The following is a 17638-nucleotide window of genomic DNA, read 5'->3' as shown; positions in this document are numbered from 1 at the left end:
CTTACAGCGGTCCTTACAGGGGACGCGGTCCGCGGCGCCGGCGGAGAGCGCCCCAGCCGCCGCGGCCCCGGCCGGTGGCCGCGCGCAGAGCGGGACGGGCGTCGACGAGGTAGACGGCGGAAGCGACAATGCCGATCAGGCCGAAGAAGCTGAGCCAGCCCTGGAACACCTGGCTCAGCGTGAAGACGGACAGGATCAGCACCCAGCCGGGCTTGGTCAGCTTGTCGGCCGCGATGAACACCGCGCGCGGCCGGAAGACCGCGTCGGCGAGCGCGACCAGCTTGATCGCAAGCAGCACCCACCAGATGACCGACAGCGGACCGTCGAACCCTGGGATCAGGTTCTGGAAGGTGATCATGCTACGAGCCTAACCGACAGACCGGGCGGCCCACCTCTGCTGAGTCGCAGCTGTGGACCGCCCGGGGCGATGATTCACCCTGAGGTGGGTGAAATATCACTGTCTGTGGTGGTCAGTCGCCGACCTTGGTGGCCGCGGACTCGGCGGCCTTGGCGGCGGCCTTCGCGGTCTTGCGGGCGCTGGTCGTGGTCGCCTTCACGTTCCGGGACGCGGTCTGCGCGGTCTTCTTCGCCGTGGTGCGGGTGGCCTTCGCCTTGCTCGCCGTGGTCTTGGCGGTGCTGACCAGGTCCTCGGTCGCCTGCTGGTGGCGGATCCGCTCGACCAGGTCCTTGCCGCGGCCGGCCAGGTCCTCGTAGGTCTCCTCGGCCTGGCCGAGGACGACGGTCAGACCGGCCTGCGCGGTCTTCGGCAGCTCGCGCAGCTTGGCCGGCGCGGTGCGCGCGTCGGCGACGATCGCCTCGAAGCGCTTGGTCAGCTCGGCCTGCGCCTTGGTCAGCTCCTTGGTGAGCTCGGTCTGCAGGCCCTTCTGGTCGAGCTTGGCGAACCGGGCGGTCACATCCTCGCTCACCGCGCGGACCTTCTCGACCGCGAGGTCGCCGGCGCCGGCGATCGCGTAGAACGGGGTAACGGGCGTACGGGTAGCCATCAGGCTTCTCCTCGGGGTGTTTTCAGCAGGAATCAGTCAGTGGTGCGCGAGCGCTTGTTCGCTGGAGGTTCGCTCGCTTCTTCCGGGGTGTTCTCGCGGACGAACGACGTGTACACGTCCAGCAGGACGCGCTTCTGCCGCTCGGTCAGTGCGGGGTCGAGCAGGACGGCGTCGACCACGCCCGAGACCGCTCGGCCACCGGATCCGTCGGGGCCGTCGTCCGGGTCGAGGATGCCGGCCCGTACGTACAGGGTCTCCGCGGAGATCCGCAACGCCTTCGCGAGCTGCTGCAGCACCTCGGCCGACGGTTTCCGCAGGCCGCGCTCGATCTGGCTGAGATACGGGTTCGACACACCGGCCAGGTCGGACAACTGCCGCAGCGACAACTGCGCGTTCCGCCGCTGCTCGGCGAGGTACTCCCCGAGGGAGCCCACCGCCCCAGCCGCCCGATCACTCAACTTGGCCATACCGACAGTGTGCTAGCAAGGTGCTTGCAATTGCAAGCACAGTGCCCGTGAGTCGGCTCACCCCGAGGGATGTCCGGCGTACGGCGGATTACTGCTCGCGGAAGACCTTGTGCTGGGCGGCCTGGGCGCGGGGGCGGACCGTGATGCGGTCGATGTTGACGTGCGCGGGGCGGGTCGCGATCCAGGCGACGATGTCGGCGACGTCCTCGGACGTCAGCGGTTCGCGGACGCCGGCGTACACGGCGTCGGCCTTGGACTGGTCGCCGTCGAAGCGGGTCAGCGCGAAGCCCTCGCTGCGGACCATGCCGGGGGCGATCTCGCTGACCCGGACCGGCTGGTCGTACAGCTCCAGGCGGAGCGTGTCGACGACCGCCTTCGCGCCGTGCTTCGCGGCGACGTACCCGCCGCCGCCCTCGTACGCGACCTGGCCGGCCGTCGACCCCATCACGATGATCGTGCCGCGGCCGGCGATGAGTGCCGGGAGCAACGACTTCGTGACGGCCGCGACCGCGATCACGTTCACCTCGTACATCCGCCGCCACGCGTCCAGATCCGCCTCGGCCACCGGCTCCAGGCCGAACGCGCCGCCGGCGTTGTTCACCAGCACCTGCAGCTCGTCCCCGACCGCCGCGGTCAGTGCGGCGACGTCGTCGGCCGATGTCACGTCGCACTGCACCGCCCGGCCGTCGATCTCCTTGGCCAGCGCCTCGATCCGGTCCAGCCGCCGCGCGGCGCAGATCACCTCGAACCCCTCGCGGGCGAGGTACCGCGCCGACGCGGCCCCGATCCCACTGCTCGCACCGGTCACGACGGCCAGAGGACGCTCGCTCGAAGTCATACTCCAAGTTTCTCAAAAGCCTCGCCGCGTTCGGGCGGGAGTCTCACGGGCCGTCGAGCCGACGCGATCACACCCGCGAGTGCGACGAAACTCACCGCCAGGAAGCCGCCGAGCATCCCCAGCGTCTGTACGTCGGGATGGATCAGGGCCTGCCCGCGGAACGCCTGGACCGTCACGGTCAGCATCACGCCGGCGTACCCGAAGGCGGCCACCCCGACGAGTCGCGCCCGGACCCGCTCCGGCCGCAGCCACGCCACCCGGCGGCCGAGCAGATGCAGCGCCAGCAGAACCAGCAGCAGGAAGTGGATCGCGTGCAGGCCGACGAAGTGCGGGATGCGCAGATCGCCACCAACCGTGCTCCAGTGCGTCAGCGGCATCCCCGGACCGCCGGCCTCGACACCGATGCCGTGGCTGCCGCCCAGCGTGACCGGGTTGCCGTAGGCGTCCGTGACCTGCTCGTGCTGGGAGTTCGCGCCGACCAGGTAGAACGCGATCGCCATCCCCGTGACGGCCAGGCCGATGCCGACCCGGATCACCCGGTTCAGCGGCGCATCGCCGACGCGCTGGAACAGCAGCATGATCGCCACCACGAGACTCGCCCCGAACAGCCCGATGACCCCGGACATGAAGACCTGCTGCCCGACCTGGTTGAACGTGTCGGTGTTGGCGTTGAAGTGGCTGAACGTCCCGCGGGCGGCCTGTACGGCGATGAACCCGACGTCGACCACCCCGGTCAACGCGAACACCGTCCCGGTCCACCAGCCGAACCGTTTCGCCTTCCGCAGCTTGGACAGCAGCCACGCGAGCGTCGCGCCGTACAGGACGAACGAGATGCTGAACTTGAACGGCTTGAGCCACACCGACTCGTTGAGGATCTCCCGGCTGTCGACCGCGAGACCGATCCCGGAGGCCAGCGTGAGACCGGCCATGGCGAGCACCATCAGCATCAACGGACGATGCCAGGACTTGGCTTCTTCGAGGACTGTACGCATGACTTCATGCTTTCGGCGCAGCGCCCGGACCACAGTGGAGCGAGTCCGCCAGTCGGGGTGGTGGTAAGCCCACTCTTCGTGCCCGGATAGGGAGAACTCCCGATTCCCGGTGGAGACCCCGGAGTTACGCTGACCAGGTGACCGACTTCTCCGCCGACCGTCCTCTCCGGCGGGTCGCGATGATCAGCCTGCACACGTCACCGCTCGACCAGCCCGGCACCGGGGACGCCGGCGGGATGAACGTGTACGTCGTGGAGCTGTCGAAGCAGCTGGCCGGACTCGGGATCGAGGTCGACGTGTTCACCCGGGCGACCGCCTCGTCGCTGCCCGCGCGCATCGAGCTGCTGCCCGGCGTGATGGTCCGCAACGTGGCCGCCGGCCCGTACGAGGGCCTGACGAAGAACGAGCTGCCCGCCCAGCTGTGCACGTTCGCCCGCGCGGTCCTGCGCGCCGAGGCGATCCACGAGCCCGGCTGGTACGACGTGATCCACTCGCACTACTGGCTGTCCGGCCAGGTCGGCCTGCTCGCCCGCGATCGTTGGGCGGTCCCACTGGTCCATACCATGCACACGATGGCCAAGGTGAAGAACGCCAGCCTGGCCGAGGACGACGTACCCGAGCCGCCCGCGCGCCTGCTCGGTGAGGAGCAGGTGGTGGAGGCGGCCGACCGGCTGCTCGCCAACACCGACGACGAGGCGCGCGAGTTGATCGACCTGTACGGCGCCCAGCCCGAGAAGGTCGGCGTGGTGAATCCGGGTGTGGATCTGGAGCTGTTCAGTCCCGCCGACCGGGGTGCGGCCCGGGAAGCGGTCGAGGTGCCGCGCGATGCCGTCGTACTGGCGTTCGTCGGCCGGATCCAGCCGTTGAAGGCGCCCGACCTACTGATCCGGGCCGCGGCGCGGATGCTGGAGCGGGACCCGTCGCTGCGGGACCGGCTGGTGGTGGCGATCATCGGCGGCCCGTCCGGCAACGGGATGGAGCATCCCGAATCGCACGCCGAGCTGGCACGGGCGCTGGGCATCGACGACGTGACCCGGTTCGTGAAGCCGATGGAGCGCGCGCGGCTGGCCGACTGGTACCGCGCGGCGTCGGTGGTGTGCGTCCCGTCGTACTCCGAGTCCTTCGGGCTGGTCGCGCTCGAGGCCCAGGCGTGCGGTACGCCGGTGGTGGCGGCCGCCGTCGGCGGTCTGAGTACGGCGGTCGTGGACGGGCGGACCGGGTACCTGGTGCGTGGGCACCGGGTGGACGACTTCGCCGACGCGCTGGCGCGGATCGCGACGGATCCGGCCGTCCGCGAGAGCATGAGCCACGCGGCGGTCGAGCACGCACGGGGATTCGGCTGGGAGCTGACCGCCCGTAACACGCTGGCGGCGTACCGGACCGCCGCGCAGACGATGGCGGCGGAGATCGCCGCGGAGGTGGCCGGGTGAGAGTTTCTGCGGCGGACGTGATCCGCCAGGTGCTGACCGAGAACGAGCTCGACTTCACCGAGGACGAACCGGGCGCGTTCGCCGCGGACCTGCCGGGGGAGCGGAAGCTGAAGACCACGGTCACGCTCACCGTCGGCCCGCAGGCGGTCCACGTGCACGCGTTCGTCGCGCGGCACCCGGACGAGAACCACGCCGCCGTGTACCGCTGGCTGCTGGAGCGGAACCTGAAGATGTACGGCGTCGCGTTCGCCGTCGACCACCTGGGCGACATCCACCTGGACGGGCGGGTGCCGCTGCACGCGATCACCCCGGCCGAGGTGGACCGGCTGCTCGGCGCGGTGCTGGAGTACGCCGACACGTCGTTCAACACGATCCTCGAGCTCGGGTTCGCGACCTCGATCCGGCGCGAGTACGAATGGCGGGTGTCGCGGGGCGAGTCGACTCGAAACCTGGACGCTTTCAAGGGGTGGCTGGAGCCTCGATAGACTCGCTGCCATGACCTATCGCCTGATCCTGCTCCGCCACGGCCACAGCGACTGGAACGCCAAGAACCTCTTCACCGGCTGGGTCGACGTCGACCTGAACGCCCAGGGCGTCGAGGAGGCACAGCGCGGCGGTGAGCTGCTCCGTGACCGCGACCTGCTGCCCGACGTACTCCACACGTCGCTGCTGCGCCGGGCGATCCGCACCGCGAACATCGCGCTCGAGGTCGCCGACCGCCAGTGGATCGACGTACGCCGGTCCTGGCGGCTGAACGAGCGGCACTACGGGGCGCTGCAGGGCAAGGACAAGAAGCAGACGCTGGAGGAGCTCGGTGAGGAGCAGTTCATGCTGTTCCGCCGGTCGTACGACACCCCGCCGCCGGCCATCGAGCGCGGCTCGGAGTACGACCAGGCCGGCGACGCGCGGTACGCCGCCCTCCCGCCGGAGCTGCTGCCCGCGACCGAGTGCCTCAAGGACGTCGTCGAGCGGATGCTCCCCTACTGGTACGACGCGATCGTGCCGGACCTGCGCGCCGGCAAGACCGTCCTCGTCACCGCCCACGGCAACTCGCTCCGCGCCCTGGTCAAGCACCTCGACAACCTCGACGAGAAGACCATCGTCGGCCTGAACATCCCGACCGGCATCCCGCTCTACTACGAGCTCGACGACAACTTCGAGCCGGTCACTCCGGGTGGCGAATACCTGGACCCCCAGGCCGCCAAGGACGCCATCGAAGCCGTCAAGAACCAGGGCCGCTGACCTCTCCGAGGTCGACAGTGCGGAGGTAGTCGAGCCGGCCCTGCAGTTCGGGGCGGTCGGCGACCACCTCCGGACTGGCTTCCAGGAGCTCGAGCTCGGTCCTCATGAGCTCCTTCATCCGGCGCTCGACCGCGTCGAGGTGCTCCAGCAGCTCGACGCCGGTCAGCCCGGTCAGGTCGGTGTTGATCAGACGGTCGGTCTCGGAGTGGTCGGTCATGCCGGTGAACCTATCCGTCACCGCCCGCCCCGAACCTAGCCGCCCCGAATCTGTGGACGAACACTTCAGACAACGAAGAAGCCCTCGGCAGCCAGCTGGCTGTCGAGGGCTTCTTGTGTGACAGGGGACAGTTGCCGCTCGGCCTGGGGCTGATGCGCCGAACCCGGCGCCGCCATCATCGGGATCGCCTGGGGAGTGCGGTCGGGTGAGCGGTGGGCCCGCTGGACAGGTAGTGCACTGACGAGACGGCGTACGCACGCACCTGATCACGCTCAGGCGCACGCCGCTCCTGGTGGGGCGGCTGTGACCGTGGGTTCGGGTGCAGACCGGGTTGACGCATGCCTATATCGGAATATGATGATGCCATGGCGCGAGCAGCTACGACGTCGGATGCGTTCAACGCGATCGCTGAGCCGCAGCGGCGGGACATTCTTGTGCTGTTGCGGGCGGGGGAGCGGCCGGTGAACGACCTCGCTCAGGAGCTGGGGATGAGTCAGCCACGGGCGTCCAAGCATCTGCGGGTGCTTCGGGAGGTGGGGCTGGTCCGGGATCGCAAGGCGGGAAAGCAGCGCGTCTACGGCCTGAATGCCGGTGGGCTGCGGCCGATTCACGAATGGGTCGGCGGGTTCGAGCAGTTCTGGAACGAGAGTTTCGACCGGCTGGACAGCTACGTACAGGACCTCAAGCAGGCACAGGAGCAGGACCTCGAACGCACACGGCAGGAGGACTGACCGATGGCAGGGGCACGGCAAGAAGCACAGGCGGAGGCGGCGGCCGAACGGGAGATCGTGATCTCGCGGGTCATCGACGCACCGCGGGAGTTGGTGTTCGAGGTGTTCAGCGAGGTCCGGCACCTGTCGCAGTGGTGGGGACCGGAGGGGTTCACCACCACCACTCGGGCGTTCGAGTTCCGCGTCGGCGGCGAGTGGGACTTCGTGCTGCACGGACCGGACGGGACGGACTACCAGGAGTGGATCACCTGGACCGAGATCGTCCCGCCGGAGCGGATCGCGCTGCTGCACGGTGAGTTCCGGGACGACCCGAACGCGTTCGAGTCGGTCCTGACCTTCGAGCCGGACGGCGCAAAGACCCGGATCACGATGCGCACGGTGTTCTCCACCAAGGAGCTGCGCGACGAGGCGGTCGAGAAGTACGGCGCGATCGAAGGCGGCCGGCAGACCCTCGCCAAGCTCGCGGCCTACGTCGCCGAGTTCCTGGGGAACGGAGCGGAGAACTGATGGCCGGGAAGGTGTTCTTCGGTGTGGCGATGTCGCTGGACGGGTTCGTCGCGCCCGAGTCCCACGCCGCCGGTGTTCGCGCCATGGACAGCTTCAAGGCGCCCGCGAAGTACACGGACGACTCTGAGGTGCAGCGTTGGGTGTCGCAGTGGATGGAACTGCAGCAGGGCACGTTCCCGCTGCGGTTCTTCCGGGAGAACCTGAAGCTGGGGCAGGGCGGCGAGGAGGGACGCGACAACGACATCGCGCGGGAGACGTTCGATCGCACCGGCGCGAGCGTCATGGGCAAGCGGATGTTCGACCTCGGCGAGTTGTCCTGGCCGGAGGAGGCGCCGTTCCACACCCCGGTCTTCGTTGTGACGCACACCAAGCGCGACCCGTGGGAGCGCCCCGGTGGCACCACCTTCCACTTCGTCAACGACGGCCTCGAACAAGCCCTCGACCAGGCCCGCGATGCCGCCGGCGACCGCGACGTCCGCATCGCCGGCGGCGGCACGACGATCCTGGCCTACCTGAACGCCGGCCTGATCGAGGAGTTCTCGATCACGCTGTCACCGGTGCTGTTCGGCGCCGGCACCCGCCTGTTCGAGGGCGTCGACGCGTCCAGGATCGCCCTGGAGCCGATCCGCTCAGAGCCGTCCCCGCGAGGCACAACCCACCTGACCTACGCCGTCCACCCCCGCTAGCCGCACCCAAGCACACACCTCCGGCGTCCGCCCGTCGCCGGCTCCGCCGGGTCTGGAGTGCTGACGCATCCTGATCGGTGACGGGCAAAGGTCACGCCTGCGGCGCGGCTGTCTGTTGCCGGCTTCGCCGGGTGCGCGTCGGGTACTGCCGAGTCTGGGGTACCGGCGCAGGTGTGCCCGGTCACGGGCGAAGGGTGTGCCTTCGGCGCGGCTGCCGGTCGACTGCTTCACCAGCGTGAGACTCGGCCTGCGGTGCACTGGTGTGACGTGTACGCATGCGTTGGCTACGCCTAGGTGCACGGCCCCGGTCGACGGACACGTCGTGCTCTGCCGGCCCGCACACCACCCGCGGTGCTGCGAGGTGCCCGACCTAGGCCGTCAGGAAAGAGCAATCCATACCCTGGATGCGCCCACGCACGCGTTCCGCGAAATCCGGGCAGCCCGCAGCGCGAAGCGCTGTTGGAAGGTCGACTGCACTGTCCTTTTGGAACCAATAAGTCATCTGCTGCACGATGACCTTGTGGATCAAATCGGGTGAAGAAGCATCGATGATGGAGAAGAACGTATCGGGGTGCTGTGGCTCGTAGGGCAAGGCGTTGAGTTGCTCGTCGGTCGTCTTGTTCCATCCGCCATCGATGGTCAGGAGCACTCCTGCCCCGCAGGTCCTCGCTGCAGCATCGACGTGGGCGTCATCAGGGTCATCCCCCACGAAGCTCCCATCCACCGTGTAGTCGTCTACGCGCTCGTCGATGTTCGCCTCGATCAGCTCAAACATGCGCACGATCACCCGGCCTGGGGCGGTCGGGTTGCGGTCACGGTACCGGGCAGTCGCCTCCGCAATGACGTCCAAGCTGGTCGAGACCGTATACATGCCTCCGCCGGATACCAGCTTGGTGAGGAACAGCCAGTCACGCAGGGTCCTCGAGAACAGGACGTCTGCGTCGACGAAAACCCGGGTAACCATGCGCGGCAGATTAGCCGAGCCTTCCGTTATGTCTGGTCGAGTTCGTCCTCGAGTGCGCGCAGTTCGTCGAATGCCTGCCGCTGCCGCTCGAGGCGGGCGCGTTTGAAGGCCAGGACGTCATGAAGGTTGAGCCGGTGATGAGTCCCCTTGCGGTGTGCTGGGATCTCGCCGTTCTGAATCATCTTCATCAGCGTCGGTCGTGAGATTCCAAGCTGCTCCGCGGCCACGGTGGTGGTCAATTCCTCCGGCAATGAGCCGATCGTGACTGACCCACCCCGAGCCATGACCTCGACGACTGTCGTGAGGATGCGAGCCAACTCCGGAGGAAGGCCCACCGGACGCTCAGCGCTCTCGACCGCCAGTCGCTCGGGGTGGCCGGCAAGGGCTTTGAACAGCTCAATGGCTTGATGCCGCTCCTTGGCTTCGACCAGGAGATTCTTGCCTTGGCTGACAGGTGCGGTGGTCATCTCAACCTCCAACGATGGTGCTTCCACTTGCAAGTGTAAGCGCGCTGCACTTATAACTGCAAGCAGCTTGATCGCGGCTCGTAATTCGCCGACCCTGGCATGGCCGCCGTGTGGTGGATCCCTGGTGGCCAATGCCAGCAGCGCTCGGCGCGATCTGCGCGCCAAGGCGTGTCCTGACCGTGTACCACAGTTCTTCGCCGGTGCCTTCGCCCGGCAACACGTGACGCGCTCCGGCGAAGCCGGCAATAAGACAGTCGCGCCGAAGGCGTGTCCTTTCACCCCGCGAGCACTCACAACGAACGGCGCCCCCGGCAACCAGTTGCCGGGGGCGCCGTTGTGATGGTGGGTCAGTTGTTGCCGTTGGGGTTGGGGGCTGAGGCGCCGGCGCCGGAGCCGGCGGCGGTGCCGCCGATGGCTACTGGGAGTTCGCCGGTGACGAGGTAGACGACGCGGCGGGCCATCGCGACGGCGTGGTCGGAGATGCGCTCGTAGTAGCGGCTGAGGAGCGCCATGTCGACGGCGACCTCGACGCCGTGCGGCCACTCCTCGTCCATCATGAGGCGGAACTGGTTGGACCGCAGCTTGTCCATCTCGTCGTCGCTGGCCTCGAGCTTGCCGGCGGCCTCGACGTCGCGGGACGAGATCACGTCACCGGCGGCGTCGACCATCTTGCCGGCGACCGACCCCATCGACTCGATCACGTCGTGCAGCTCGGCCGGGATCGCCGGCGCCGGGTAGCGCATCCGGGCGATCTTCGAGACGTGTGCGGCCAGGTCGCCCATCCGCTCCAGGTCCGCGACCATCCGTAGCGCGGCGACCAGCATCCGCAGCTCGTTGGCGACCGGCGACTGCCGCGCCATCAGCTCGAAGACCTTCTCCTCCACGCCCTCGCCGGCGGCGTCGAGCTGGATGTCGGACGCGATGACCTCCTCGGCCTGGCGGATGTCCGCCGCCAGCAGGGCCGCCGTCGACCGGCGTACGGCGGTGGACACCGTCCGCGTCATCCGCTCCAGCTCGGCGAGGATGTCGTCGAGCTGCTCGTGGTACGTGTCACGCATGGTGTTCGAATCCGATCTGTGGTGTCCGGTGCCGCGGCGGCGCACCCGCACGGTACCCGCCCAACGGTGACCGTATGCCGTCGAGGTTGCCGGACGGCGACGAGTGGTGAACGCCTGATGAACAGTTGAGTCGCGTCCCGGTCATCCGGTGCTCATTCGGTCTTTCCCTGCTGGTTGCCCGCGTAGCATCGTTGCCGTGGACCCCACGCTGGCTGCGGTGCTGGGCGGCGTCATCGGCGCGGCCCTGGCTCTGCTTTCGCTCGGCGCGATGATGCTGTCGGAGCGGGCCCAGCGCAAGATCCCGGAGTCCCCGGAGCCCGCGGTGCCCTCCGGTGTCGCCACGGTGCTGTCGGTACTGCGTTCCTCGGCGGTCGTGATGGGCCCCGAGGACCAGGTGCTGCAGGCGAGCGCCCCGGCGCACGTGCTCGGCATCGTCCGCGGTGAGCGGCTGGTCGTCGACGACATCCTCACGATGGTCCGCCAGGTCCGCCGCGACGGCGAGATCCGCCAGCAGGACCTGGAGATCGTCCGGGGCCGGCTGGGCGCTACGCAGTACGTCAGTGCCCGGGTGGCGCCGCTGGGCAGCCAGCTGGTGCTGGTCCTGGTCGAGGACCGGACCCGGGAGCGCCGCCTGGACGCGATCCGGCGGGACTTCACGGTCAACGTCAGCCACGAGCTGAAGACCCCGGTCGGCGCGCTGATCCTGCTCGCCGACGCCGTCTCGGAGGCGTCCGACGACCCGGAGGCGGTGCAGCGGTTCTCGGACCGGATGCGGGTCGAGGCGTCCCGGCTCAGCCGGCTGGTCAAGGAGATCATCGAGCTGTCCCGGCTGCAGGGCGACGACCCGCTGGAGAACCCCGGCCCGGTGGACATCAACGCGGTCATCGAGACCGCGGTGGACCGCTGCCGGATCGACGCCGAGGACCGCGACATCAAGCTCGTGGTGAAGAGCGAGCCCGAGCTCGAGGTGCTGGGCAGCGAGGACCAGCTCGCGATGGCGATCGGCAACCTGGTCGAGAACGCCATCAACTACAGCCCGGACGGCACCCGGATCGCGGTCGCCGCGCACCCGATCGGCGACCTGGTCGAGGTGACCGTGTCCGACCAGGGGGTGGGTATCCCGAGCAGCGACCTGGAACGCATCTTCGAGCGGTTCTACCGGGTCGACCGGGCCCGCAGCCGGGAGACCGGTGGCACCGGTCTCGGGCTGTCCATCGTCAAGCACATCGCCTCTATCCACGGCGGCGACGTGCGGGTGTGGAGCGTCGAGGGGCAGGGCTCCACCTTCACCGTCAGACTCCCGTTGCGGCTCGAACCCGCGCCGGGCCAGACCGACTCCGCCAGCCAGGAGGAGGCGGCCGTAAACCTGACGCCTACCCCGTCAGGTCAGATCGCAAAGGAGACAGCTTCGTGACCCGAGTGCTGGTCGTCGAAGACGAAGAGAGCTACAGCGACGCGCTGTCGTACGTGCTGCGCAAGGAAGGTTTCGAGGTCGCCGTCGCGGAGACCGGACCGGACGCGCTGGACGAGTACGACCGCGCCGGTGCGGACATCGTCCTGCTCGACCTGATGCTGCCGGGTCTGTCCGGCACGGAGGTCTGCCGTGCGCTCCGCAGCCGGGGCAACGTCCCGGTGATCATCGTCAGCGCCAAGGACACCGAGGTCGACAAGGTCGTCGGGCTCGAGTTGGGCGCGGACGACTACGTGACCAAGCCGTACAGCCCGCGCGAACTGCTGGCCCGGGTGCGCGCCGTACTGCGTCGCGGTCAGGACGTCGAACTGCTGCCGGACACCCTCGAGGCCGGGCCGGTCCGGATGGACGTCGAGCGGCACGTGGTGACGGTGGCCGGGACCGAGATCCGGCTCCCGCTGAAGGAGTTCGAGCTGCTCGAGATGCTGCTGCGGAACACCGGCCGGGTGCTGACCCGCGGCCAGCTGATCGACCGGATCTGGGGCGCCGACTACGTGGGCGATACCAAGACCCTCGACGTGCACGTGAAGCGGCTGCGCTCGAAGCTCGAGAAGGATCCCTCGAATCCGCAGCATCTCGTCACGGTCCGTGGCCTGGGCTACAAGTTCGAGTCCTGAGTCACATCCCCGCAGGTCGCAACGGCCTGCTGGGTTAGCTTAGGCTCTCCTTAGTTCAGGCAAACTAAGGAGAGTTCTAGATGTCCTGGTCCCGTTCCAAGGTCGTCAGCGCGGTCACCACCGTGCTGCTCGCCACGACCGCGCTGGCCGCGTGCGGCAGCGACGGCGACACGGAGGCCGAGTCGGCCGGTACGTCGACGTCCGGGTTCCCGGTCACACTGAAGAACACGTTCGGCGACACCACGATCACCAAGAAGCCGGAGCGGATCGTGACGCTCGGCTGGAACGCCCAGGACGTGGTCTACGCGCTCGGTGAGACTCCGGTCGGGATGCCGAAGGTGACCTACGGCCCGACCGCCGAGGGCGTGACCGCGTGGGACGCCGGCAAGTTCGACAAGTCGAAGACGACGTTGCTGGACACCGGCGACAAGTACCCGTTCGAGCAGATCGCGGCGCTGAAGCCGGACGTGATCCTGGCGCCGTACGAGGGGTTCGACGAGGCGACGTACAAGACTCTGAGCGGGATCGCGCCGACCGTCGCGTACCCCGGGGCGCCGTGGCAGACGACCTGGCAGGACCAGACGCTGCTGGTCGGCGAGGCGCTCGGCAAGAAGGCCGACGCGGAGAAGCTGATCAGCGGGATCCAGGACAAGATCAAGCAGGTCGCGGCGGAGCATCCCGAGTTCAAGGGCAAGACCGTCACGGTCGGCTCGTTCGGCCCGGAGAACTACGTTTACATGCCCGGCGACCCGCGGGTGCAGATCCTGAACGAGATGGGCTTCGTGAACGCGCCGGGCGTGGAGGCGCTGGAGAAGACCAACACCAAGAAGGAGTTCTCGCTGACGGTCAGCAAGGAGAAGGTCGCCGACGTCGACTCCGACGTGCTGATCGCGTACGTCGACGGGATCGGGACGCAGAAGTTCCTGGCCGACCCGGTCTACTCGTCGCTGAAGGCGGTCAAGAGCGGCGGGGTGTACGCGCTGCAGGACCAGCAGGTGATCTCCGGGATGAGCGCGGTCAGCGTACTGAGCGTCCCGTGGGTGCTCGACAAGATGATCCCGGGCCTGTCCAAGGCGGCCGCGGCGAGCAAGGGCTGAGCAGGAGCCGAGAGCTGGTACGGCGAGCCGCGGCCACCGGCTCGCCGGACCTGAGGTCGTGGCAGCACGACCTGAGTTACGGGCCGTCCCGCGCCGGGGCGGCCCGTACTCGTCTGTCCGGCGTTACTCGTGCCCGGCCGGGCTCGGCGAGTAGTGGTCCTCGGCGAGGACCGGGACGTGGACGGAGATCGGCGCCGCCTTGCCGAACGTGATGGTCACGTTGACCATCTGCCCGGGCTTCGCGCCGGTCACGGCGATTGCCGGGCCGGTCTCCTCCGCGCCGGGAGTCTGCGCGGTGGGCGTCTCGGTCGGGGTTGCACTGGGTGTCGCCGGAGTCGTCGTGGGGGCGGGGGTGCCTTCGGCCGCCGGGGCCTCCTCGCCGACGCCCGGGAGCAGTACCGCGGAGTGCGGCTCCAGGTCGACCGGCTTGGTCAGGCCGGTGAACGTGACCTTGCCGGGCTGGTCGCCGCCGGCCTGGCCGTCCGCCGTCCCGGGCGGTGCCTGGTCGATGGCGGCCAGCGTGTCCGGCTCGTCGCCGTCGTTGACGATCACGCCGTGCAGCTCGCCCTTGCCGGCGTCGTCGGCCAGCACCAGCAGGTTGCGGACCTTGAGCTGGCCGGACTCGACGTTCGTGCCCTCGGCGGCCTGGTACGGCTGCAGGGTCGGTGCGGAGAAGTTCGCGCCGCACGCCGCCAGCGCGATACTGAGAGTGGCGGCGGCGCCCGCCAGCGCGGTACGCCGGGCGATCCGCGAGGACAACGTGATCGGCACTGGAATCCCTCTCGTGCAAGCTGTTTCGGCCTGTCGCGACCTGGTCTGCGACAACCTGTGGACGCCGTCAGGCAGCGGCCTCCGGCGCCCCACAGCGTAGCCCTCGGCGTCGCCGGGCCGGACGCCGGGATGCCCGGAAAGGGGTGCCGGCGGGGTGCGGGAGGTCGCGCCCCACGCGCGCACGAGGCATGCCAGAGAGCGTTTGTCAAGGCAGGAAGTGGGCCCTGACCAGCGCAAACGTCCGGACCGGACCATCTGTCACGTGGTAAGATGGATCTCGGAAAGGGGCACGTGACATATGACTTTCACAGTCGGCGAGACGGTTGTTTACCCCAATCACGGAGCGGCCGTCATCGAGGACATCGAGACCCGTCAGATCAAAGGTGAGGACAAGACCTACCTGGTCTTGAGGATCGTCGCTCAGAACGACCTGGTCGTCCGGGTCCCCGCGTGCAACCTCGATCTCGTCGGCGTGCGTGACGTCGTGGATCAGGCTGGCCTGGAGCGCGTCTTCGACGTGCTCCGCGCACCGCACACGGAGGAGCCGACCAACTGGTCGCGACGATACAAGGCGAACCTGGAGAAGCTGCACTCGGGTGACGTGCTGAAGGTGGCAGAGGTCGTTCGCGACCTGTGGCGCCGTGAGCGTGACCGCGGTCTTTCCGCCGGTGAGAAGCGGATGCTGGCGAAGGCTCGCCAGATCCTGGTCTCCGAGCTGGCCCTGGCCGAGCACACCAACGAGGACAAGGCCGAGGCCATCCTCGACGAGGTCCTCGCTTCCTGAGTAACAGCTCATGAGTAGCGCGGTCGTGATTCCCGCGGCCGGGCTGGGGCTGCGACTCGGTGGTGAAACACCGAAGGCATTTCGAGAGGTCGGTGGCGACTCGCTGCTGGTCCACGCTGTGCGTGGCCTGATGGCAGCGACCGCCGCCGACCTCGTCTGTTTCGTGGTCGCTGTGCCGCCCGGCTCCGAGGAGACGGTCGGCAAGGAGCTCGAGCCGTACGTCGGTGACGCCCGGCTGCTCGTCGTCGCGGGCGGAGCGGAGCGCCACGACTCGGTCCGTACCGCGCTGGACGTGGTCCCGGTCGACGGGATCGACTGCATCCTGGTGCACGACGCGGCGCGGGCGTTCGTTCCGGCTGCCGCGATCGAGCGGGTGGTGGCGGCGGTGCGTGCCGGGGCCGAGGCCGTCGTACCTGTCGTGCCGGTGACGGACACGATCAAACGGGTCGGGCCGGACGGTGAGGTCGTCGACACGCCGGATCGTTCGACGCTGGTCGCGGTCCAGACGCCGCAGGGCTTCGCGCCCGACGTACTGCGGCGCGCGCATGCGGCCGGTGCGGACGCGGGGGTGACCGACGACGCGATGATGTGCGAGCGGCTCGGGGTGACGGTGCGAACGGTCGAGGGTTCGCCGGACGCGTTCAAGGTGACGCGGCCGCAGGATCTGTTGCTGGCCGAGGCGTTGCTCGCGGAGAGGCAGAGGTCGTGAAACTCCCACGGGTCGGCAACGGCATCGACGTCCATCCGTTGGAGGAAGGCCGCCCGCTGTGGCTGGCCGGCTTGCACTGGCCGGACGAGCCCGCCGGGCTGTCAGGTCACTCGGACGGCGACGCGGCCGCGCACGCGATCTGCACGGCGTTGCTCACGGCAGCGAAGCTGGGTGACCTCGGATCGAACTTCGGGACCTCCGAGCCGGAGTGGGCCGGGGCCGCCGGCGTCGCGCTGGTCGCCGAGGCTGCCCGCCGGGTGCGGGCCGCCGGGTTCGAGATCGGCAACGTCACGGTGCAGATCGTCTGCAACCGTCCCCGGATCGGCGCCCGTCGCGAGGAGGCGGAGAAGGTGCTCACGGCCGCCTGCGACGCCGAGGTGTCGGTGAGCGCGGCAACAACCGACGGCCTTGGCTTCCCCGGCCGAGCCGAAGGCATCGTGGCAATCGCCACCGCCCTCGTCTACTAACGCCTGCCGCCCTCTGCGACAACCGGTGGGATCTGGAGACACGCTATTGCTTGTTCCCAGACCCCGGCGCTTGTCTCAGATCTGCCTCGGCTCGGACGATGGCTGGAGGTCGACCGGGGCGTCGGTGAAGCGGGCGGTGCGGGGATCGAGTTCGTTGCCCATCCGGCGCGTCAGCAGGTCGTACAGCTCCGGCCGCCGCCCACGCAGCCAGCGCCGGCCAGTTGCCAACGGCACCAGTTCGAGGTCGAGATCCGCGACGACGACGGACTCGTCCGGCACCGGCGTCTCGGCCACGATCCGCCCGTACGGGTCGAGGATCATGGCGTTCCCGGTGCGCAGTTCGTCGTCGTCGCGCCCCACACCGTTGCTGAACAGCACGAACATCCCGTTGTCATGGGCCCGCGCCGGCAACCACCGCATCAGCCACCCACGCCCACTCGGCCCGTTGAACGCCTCCTCGACCGCCGCCGGGTCCGTATGCCGGTTCTCCCAGACCTGCAACGGGATCGGCTTCATACCGTGCGGACTGCGCGAGTTCGTCCCACCGGTCTGATGCGGCGCGAGCAGAACAGTTGCGCCGAGCAACGCCGTGATCCGGACGTTCTCGACCAGATTGTTGTCCCAGCAGATCAGTACTCCGGCCCGGAACCCCCACGGCGTGTCGAACACCGTGTACGACGATCCGCTCGCGATCGCCTCGTGTTCGAAGGCATGCAGCTTGCGGTGCACGTGGACGCGACCGTCCGGCAGGCACACGGCGTACGCGTTGAACAGCGTGCCGTCCGCCTCTTCGAGGAAGCCCACCCCGATGCCTGCGCCGAGTTCCTGTGCGAGGGCGAGGACCCGGCTGACCAGCGGTCCGTCAGCCGGCTCGGCGAGCTCGCGCAGACGCTCGGGCGTGTGGCGCCGCAGATGCCAGTAGCCGAGCAGGCACAGCTCCGGGAACACCACCAGCCGGGCCCCGGCAGCGACCGCGTCCCGGGCCAGGCGGTCGACCGTGGCGAGGTTGGCGGCGGGCTGATCGGGGGTCGGTTCGAACTGGACAACGGCTGCGCGGAAGGTCGTCATACCCCCATCGAAACGCCGTGGCATCTATGACGTCCAATAGGTATTGGATCA

The 17638-nt window shown here is 68.7% G+C and carries 23 protein-coding genes; 12 read left to right on the top strand and 11 right to left on the bottom strand.

Annotation, left to right across the window (positions count from 1 at the left end):
• Positions 1-13: 13 nt before the first annotated feature.
• The 5 genes from BJY22_RS00875 to BJY22_RS00855 all read right to left on the bottom strand — a co-directional run bounded on the left by BJY22_RS00875 (position 14) and on the right by BJY22_RS00855 (position 3301).
• Positions 14-358 carry a DUF2516 family protein gene (locus BJY22_RS00875; protein ID WP_167203277.1) on the bottom strand — a complete coding sequence of 115 codons (345 nt, stop codon included), beginning with the start codon at positions 356-358 and terminating at the stop codon, positions 14-16.
• 112 nt (positions 359-470) lie between these two features.
• Positions 471-1004, bottom strand: a complete 534-nt coding sequence (locus tag BJY22_RS00870) for a hypothetical protein (protein WP_167203276.1) — start codon at positions 1002-1004, stop codon at positions 471-473.
• A 32-nt stretch (positions 1005-1036) separates the two neighbouring features.
• Positions 1037-1471, bottom strand: a complete 435-nt coding sequence (locus BJY22_RS00865; protein WP_167203275.1) for a helix-turn-helix domain-containing protein — start codon at positions 1469-1471, stop codon at positions 1037-1039.
• 88 nt (positions 1472-1559) lie between these two features.
• Positions 1560-2309, bottom strand: coding sequence for an SDR family NAD(P)-dependent oxidoreductase (locus tag BJY22_RS00860; RefSeq protein WP_167203274.1), 750 nt, complete (start codon positions 2307-2309; stop codon positions 1560-1562).
• Positions 2306-3301, bottom strand: a complete 996-nt coding sequence (locus BJY22_RS00855; protein WP_202890938.1) for a hypothetical protein — start codon at positions 3299-3301, stop codon at positions 2306-2308. The genes BJY22_RS00860 and BJY22_RS00855 overlap by 4 nt, the downstream gene beginning before the upstream one ends.
• Before the next feature lie 179 nt (positions 3302-3480).
• On the opposite strand from BJY22_RS00855, the gene mshA reads away from it, so the two are divergent.
• The 3 genes from mshA to BJY22_RS00840 are packed head-to-tail and all read left to right on the top strand — an operon-like array spanning position 3481 to position 5973.
• The gene (gene mshA, locus BJY22_RS00850) at positions 3481-4731 is read left to right on the top strand and encodes a D-inositol-3-phosphate glycosyltransferase (RefSeq protein ID WP_167217713.1); all 1251 of its coding nucleotides are present in this window, start codon (positions 3481-3483) and stop codon (positions 4729-4731) included.
• Positions 4728-5216: a YbjN domain-containing protein gene (locus tag BJY22_RS00845; protein ID WP_167203273.1), complete on the top strand. Its 489-nt coding sequence runs from the start codon at positions 4728-4730 to the stop codon at positions 5214-5216. The genes mshA and BJY22_RS00845 overlap by 4 nt, the downstream gene beginning before the upstream one ends.
• A gap of 10 nt (positions 5217-5226) precedes the next feature.
• Positions 5227-5973 carry a phosphoglyceromutase gene (locus BJY22_RS00840; protein WP_167203272.1) on the top strand — a complete coding sequence of 249 codons (747 nt, stop codon included), beginning with the start codon at positions 5227-5229 and terminating at the stop codon, positions 5971-5973.
• Here BJY22_RS00840 and BJY22_RS00835 read toward each other — a convergent pair.
• Entirely contained in the window at positions 5954-6190 is a 237-nt protein-coding gene (locus BJY22_RS00835; RefSeq protein ID WP_167203271.1) for a hypothetical protein, read from the bottom strand. The genes BJY22_RS00840 and BJY22_RS00835 overlap by 20 nt on opposite strands.
• A 365-nt stretch (positions 6191-6555) precedes the next feature.
• Between BJY22_RS00835 and BJY22_RS00830 the strand changes: the two genes are divergently transcribed.
• From BJY22_RS00830 to BJY22_RS00820, 3 genes are read left to right on the top strand one after another with little or no spacing between them, the layout of a single operon-like run.
• Positions 6556-6921, top strand: a complete 366-nt coding sequence (locus tag BJY22_RS00830; protein WP_167203270.1) for an ArsR/SmtB family transcription factor — start codon at positions 6556-6558, stop codon at positions 6919-6921.
• Between the two features lie 3 nt (positions 6922-6924).
• A complete protein-coding gene (locus BJY22_RS00825) occupies positions 6925-7428 on the top strand; it encodes an SRPBCC family protein (RefSeq protein WP_167203269.1) in 504 nt (167 codons plus the stop codon).
• Complete coding sequence (locus BJY22_RS00820) at positions 7428-8114, top strand: dihydrofolate reductase family protein (protein ID WP_167203268.1); 687 nt, start codon at positions 7428-7430, stop codon at positions 8112-8114. The genes BJY22_RS00825 and BJY22_RS00820 overlap by 1 nt, the downstream gene beginning before the upstream one ends.
• 370 nt (positions 8115-8484) lie before the next feature.
• Here the strand turns inward: BJY22_RS00820 and BJY22_RS00815 are convergent, their stop codons facing one another.
• The 3 genes from BJY22_RS00815 to phoU form a co-directional block, all read right to left on the bottom strand.
• Positions 8485-9078 carry a PIN domain-containing protein gene (locus tag BJY22_RS00815; RefSeq protein WP_167203267.1) on the bottom strand — a complete coding sequence of 198 codons (594 nt, stop codon included), beginning with the start codon at positions 9076-9078 and terminating at the stop codon, positions 8485-8487.
• 26 nt (positions 9079-9104) lie between these two features.
• A complete protein-coding gene (locus BJY22_RS00810; protein ID WP_167203266.1) occupies positions 9105-9545 on the bottom strand; it encodes a helix-turn-helix domain-containing protein in 441 nt (146 codons plus the stop codon).
• Positions 9546-9892: 347 nt separating this feature from the next.
• The gene (phoU, locus tag BJY22_RS00805; RefSeq protein ID WP_167203265.1) at positions 9893-10603 is read right to left on the bottom strand and encodes a phosphate signaling complex protein PhoU; all 711 of its coding nucleotides are present in this window, start codon (positions 10601-10603) and stop codon (positions 9893-9895) included.
• A 196-nt stretch (positions 10604-10799) separates the two neighbouring features.
• Between phoU and BJY22_RS00800 the strand changes: the two genes are divergently transcribed.
• From BJY22_RS00800 to BJY22_RS00790, 3 genes are all read left to right on the top strand, one after another.
• A complete protein-coding gene (locus BJY22_RS00800) occupies positions 10800-12017 on the top strand; it encodes an ATP-binding protein (protein WP_167203264.1) in 1218 nt (405 codons plus the stop codon).
• Positions 12014-12691, top strand: a complete 678-nt coding sequence (locus BJY22_RS00795; protein ID WP_167203263.1) for a winged helix-turn-helix domain-containing protein — start codon at positions 12014-12016, stop codon at positions 12689-12691. The genes BJY22_RS00800 and BJY22_RS00795 overlap by 4 nt, the downstream gene beginning before the upstream one ends.
• 80 nt (positions 12692-12771) lie before the next feature.
• On the top strand, positions 12772-13788 hold the full coding sequence (locus BJY22_RS00790; protein WP_167203262.1) for an iron-siderophore ABC transporter substrate-binding protein: 1017 nt from the start codon (positions 12772-12774) through the stop codon (positions 13786-13788).
• A 123-nt stretch (positions 13789-13911) separates the two neighbouring features.
• Here the strand turns inward: BJY22_RS00790 and BJY22_RS00785 are convergent, their stop codons facing one another.
• The gene (locus tag BJY22_RS00785) at positions 13912-14559 is read right to left on the bottom strand and encodes a hypothetical protein (RefSeq protein WP_167203261.1); all 648 of its coding nucleotides are present in this window, start codon (positions 14557-14559) and stop codon (positions 13912-13914) included.
• Between the two features lie 298 nt (positions 14560-14857).
• Here BJY22_RS00785 and BJY22_RS00780 point away from each other — a divergent pair, with 298 nt between their 5' ends.
• From BJY22_RS00780 to ispF, 3 genes are read left to right on the top strand one after another with little or no spacing between them, the layout of a single operon-like run.
• Positions 14858-15343, top strand: coding sequence for a CarD family transcriptional regulator (locus BJY22_RS00780; protein ID WP_130446326.1), 486 nt, complete (start codon positions 14858-14860; stop codon positions 15341-15343).
• A gap of 10 nt (positions 15344-15353) precedes the next feature.
• On the top strand, positions 15354-16052 hold the full coding sequence (ispD, locus tag BJY22_RS00775; protein WP_167203260.1) for a 2-C-methyl-D-erythritol 4-phosphate cytidylyltransferase: 699 nt from the start codon (positions 15354-15356) through the stop codon (positions 16050-16052).
• Positions 16049-16519: a 2-C-methyl-D-erythritol 2,4-cyclodiphosphate synthase gene (gene ispF, locus BJY22_RS00770; RefSeq protein WP_167203259.1), complete on the top strand. Its 471-nt coding sequence runs from the start codon at positions 16049-16051 to the stop codon at positions 16517-16519. The genes ispD and ispF overlap by 4 nt, the downstream gene beginning before the upstream one ends.
• Before the next feature lie 75 nt (positions 16520-16594).
• On the opposite strand, the gene BJY22_RS00765 is transcribed toward ispF, so the two are convergent.
• Positions 16595-17587, bottom strand: a complete 993-nt coding sequence (locus BJY22_RS00765; protein WP_167203258.1) for a nitrilase family protein — start codon at positions 17585-17587, stop codon at positions 16595-16597.
• Positions 17588-17638: the final 51 nt, after the last annotated feature.

The organism is Kribbella shirazensis, assembly GCF_011761605.1.
Classification (GTDB): domain Bacteria; phylum Actinomycetota; class Actinomycetes; order Propionibacteriales; family Kribbellaceae; genus Kribbella; species Kribbella shirazensis.
The sequence above is the reverse complement of the archived record's forward strand: the minus strand, read 5'-3'. Positions and strand labels throughout refer to the sequence as shown.

Excerpts from the sequence above, each read along its gene's own strand:
- BJY22_RS00830 (WP_167203270.1), top strand. The coding sequence starts at position 6,556 with ATGGCGCGAGCAGCTACGACGTCGGATGCGTTCAACGCGATCGCTGAG.
- BJY22_RS00855 (WP_202890938.1), bottom strand. The coding sequence starts at position 3,301 with ATGCGTACAGTCCTCGAAGAAGCCAAGTCCTGGCATCGTCCGTTGATG.
- BJY22_RS00875 (WP_167203277.1), bottom strand. The coding sequence starts at position 358 with ATGATCACCTTCCAGAACCTGATCCCAGGGTTCGACGGTCCGCTGTCG.
- ispD (WP_167203260.1), top strand. The coding sequence starts at position 15,354 with ATGAGTAGCGCGGTCGTGATTCCCGCGGCCGGGCTGGGGCTGCGACTC.
- BJY22_RS00840 (WP_167203272.1), top strand. The coding sequence starts at position 5,227 with ATGACCTATCGCCTGATCCTGCTCCGCCACGGCCACAGCGACTGGAAC.
- phoU (WP_167203265.1), bottom strand. The coding sequence starts at position 10,603 with ATGCGTGACACGTACCACGAGCAGCTCGACGACATCCTCGCCGAGCTG.
- BJY22_RS00835 (WP_167203271.1), bottom strand. The coding sequence starts at position 6,190 with ATGACCGACCACTCCGAGACCGACCGTCTGATCAACACCGACCTGACC.
- BJY22_RS00860 (WP_167203274.1), bottom strand. The coding sequence starts at position 2,309 with ATGACTTCGAGCGAGCGTCCTCTGGCCGTCGTGACCGGTGCGAGCAGT.
- BJY22_RS00810 (WP_167203266.1), bottom strand. The coding sequence starts at position 9,545 with ATGACCACCGCACCTGTCAGCCAAGGCAAGAATCTCCTGGTCGAAGCC.
- BJY22_RS00815 (WP_167203267.1), bottom strand. The coding sequence starts at position 9,078 with ATGGTTACCCGGGTTTTCGTCGACGCAGACGTCCTGTTCTCGAGGACC.
- mshA (WP_167217713.1), top strand. The coding sequence starts at position 3,481 with ATGATCAGCCTGCACACGTCACCGCTCGACCAGCCCGGCACCGGGGAC.
- BJY22_RS00820 (WP_167203268.1), top strand. The coding sequence starts at position 7,428 with ATGGCCGGGAAGGTGTTCTTCGGTGTGGCGATGTCGCTGGACGGGTTC.
- BJY22_RS00865 (WP_167203275.1), bottom strand. The coding sequence starts at position 1,471 with ATGGCCAAGTTGAGTGATCGGGCGGCTGGGGCGGTGGGCTCCCTCGGG.
- BJY22_RS00825 (WP_167203269.1), top strand. The coding sequence starts at position 6,925 with ATGGCAGGGGCACGGCAAGAAGCACAGGCGGAGGCGGCGGCCGAACGG.
- BJY22_RS00870 (WP_167203276.1), bottom strand. The coding sequence starts at position 1,004 with ATGGCTACCCGTACGCCCGTTACCCCGTTCTACGCGATCGCCGGCGCC.
- BJY22_RS00780 (WP_130446326.1), top strand. The coding sequence starts at position 14,858 with ATGACTTTCACAGTCGGCGAGACGGTTGTTTACCCCAATCACGGAGCG.
- BJY22_RS00790 (WP_167203262.1), top strand. The coding sequence starts at position 12,772 with ATGTCCTGGTCCCGTTCCAAGGTCGTCAGCGCGGTCACCACCGTGCTG.
- BJY22_RS00765 (WP_167203258.1), bottom strand. The coding sequence starts at position 17,587 with ATGACGACCTTCCGCGCAGCCGTTGTCCAGTTCGAACCGACCCCCGAT.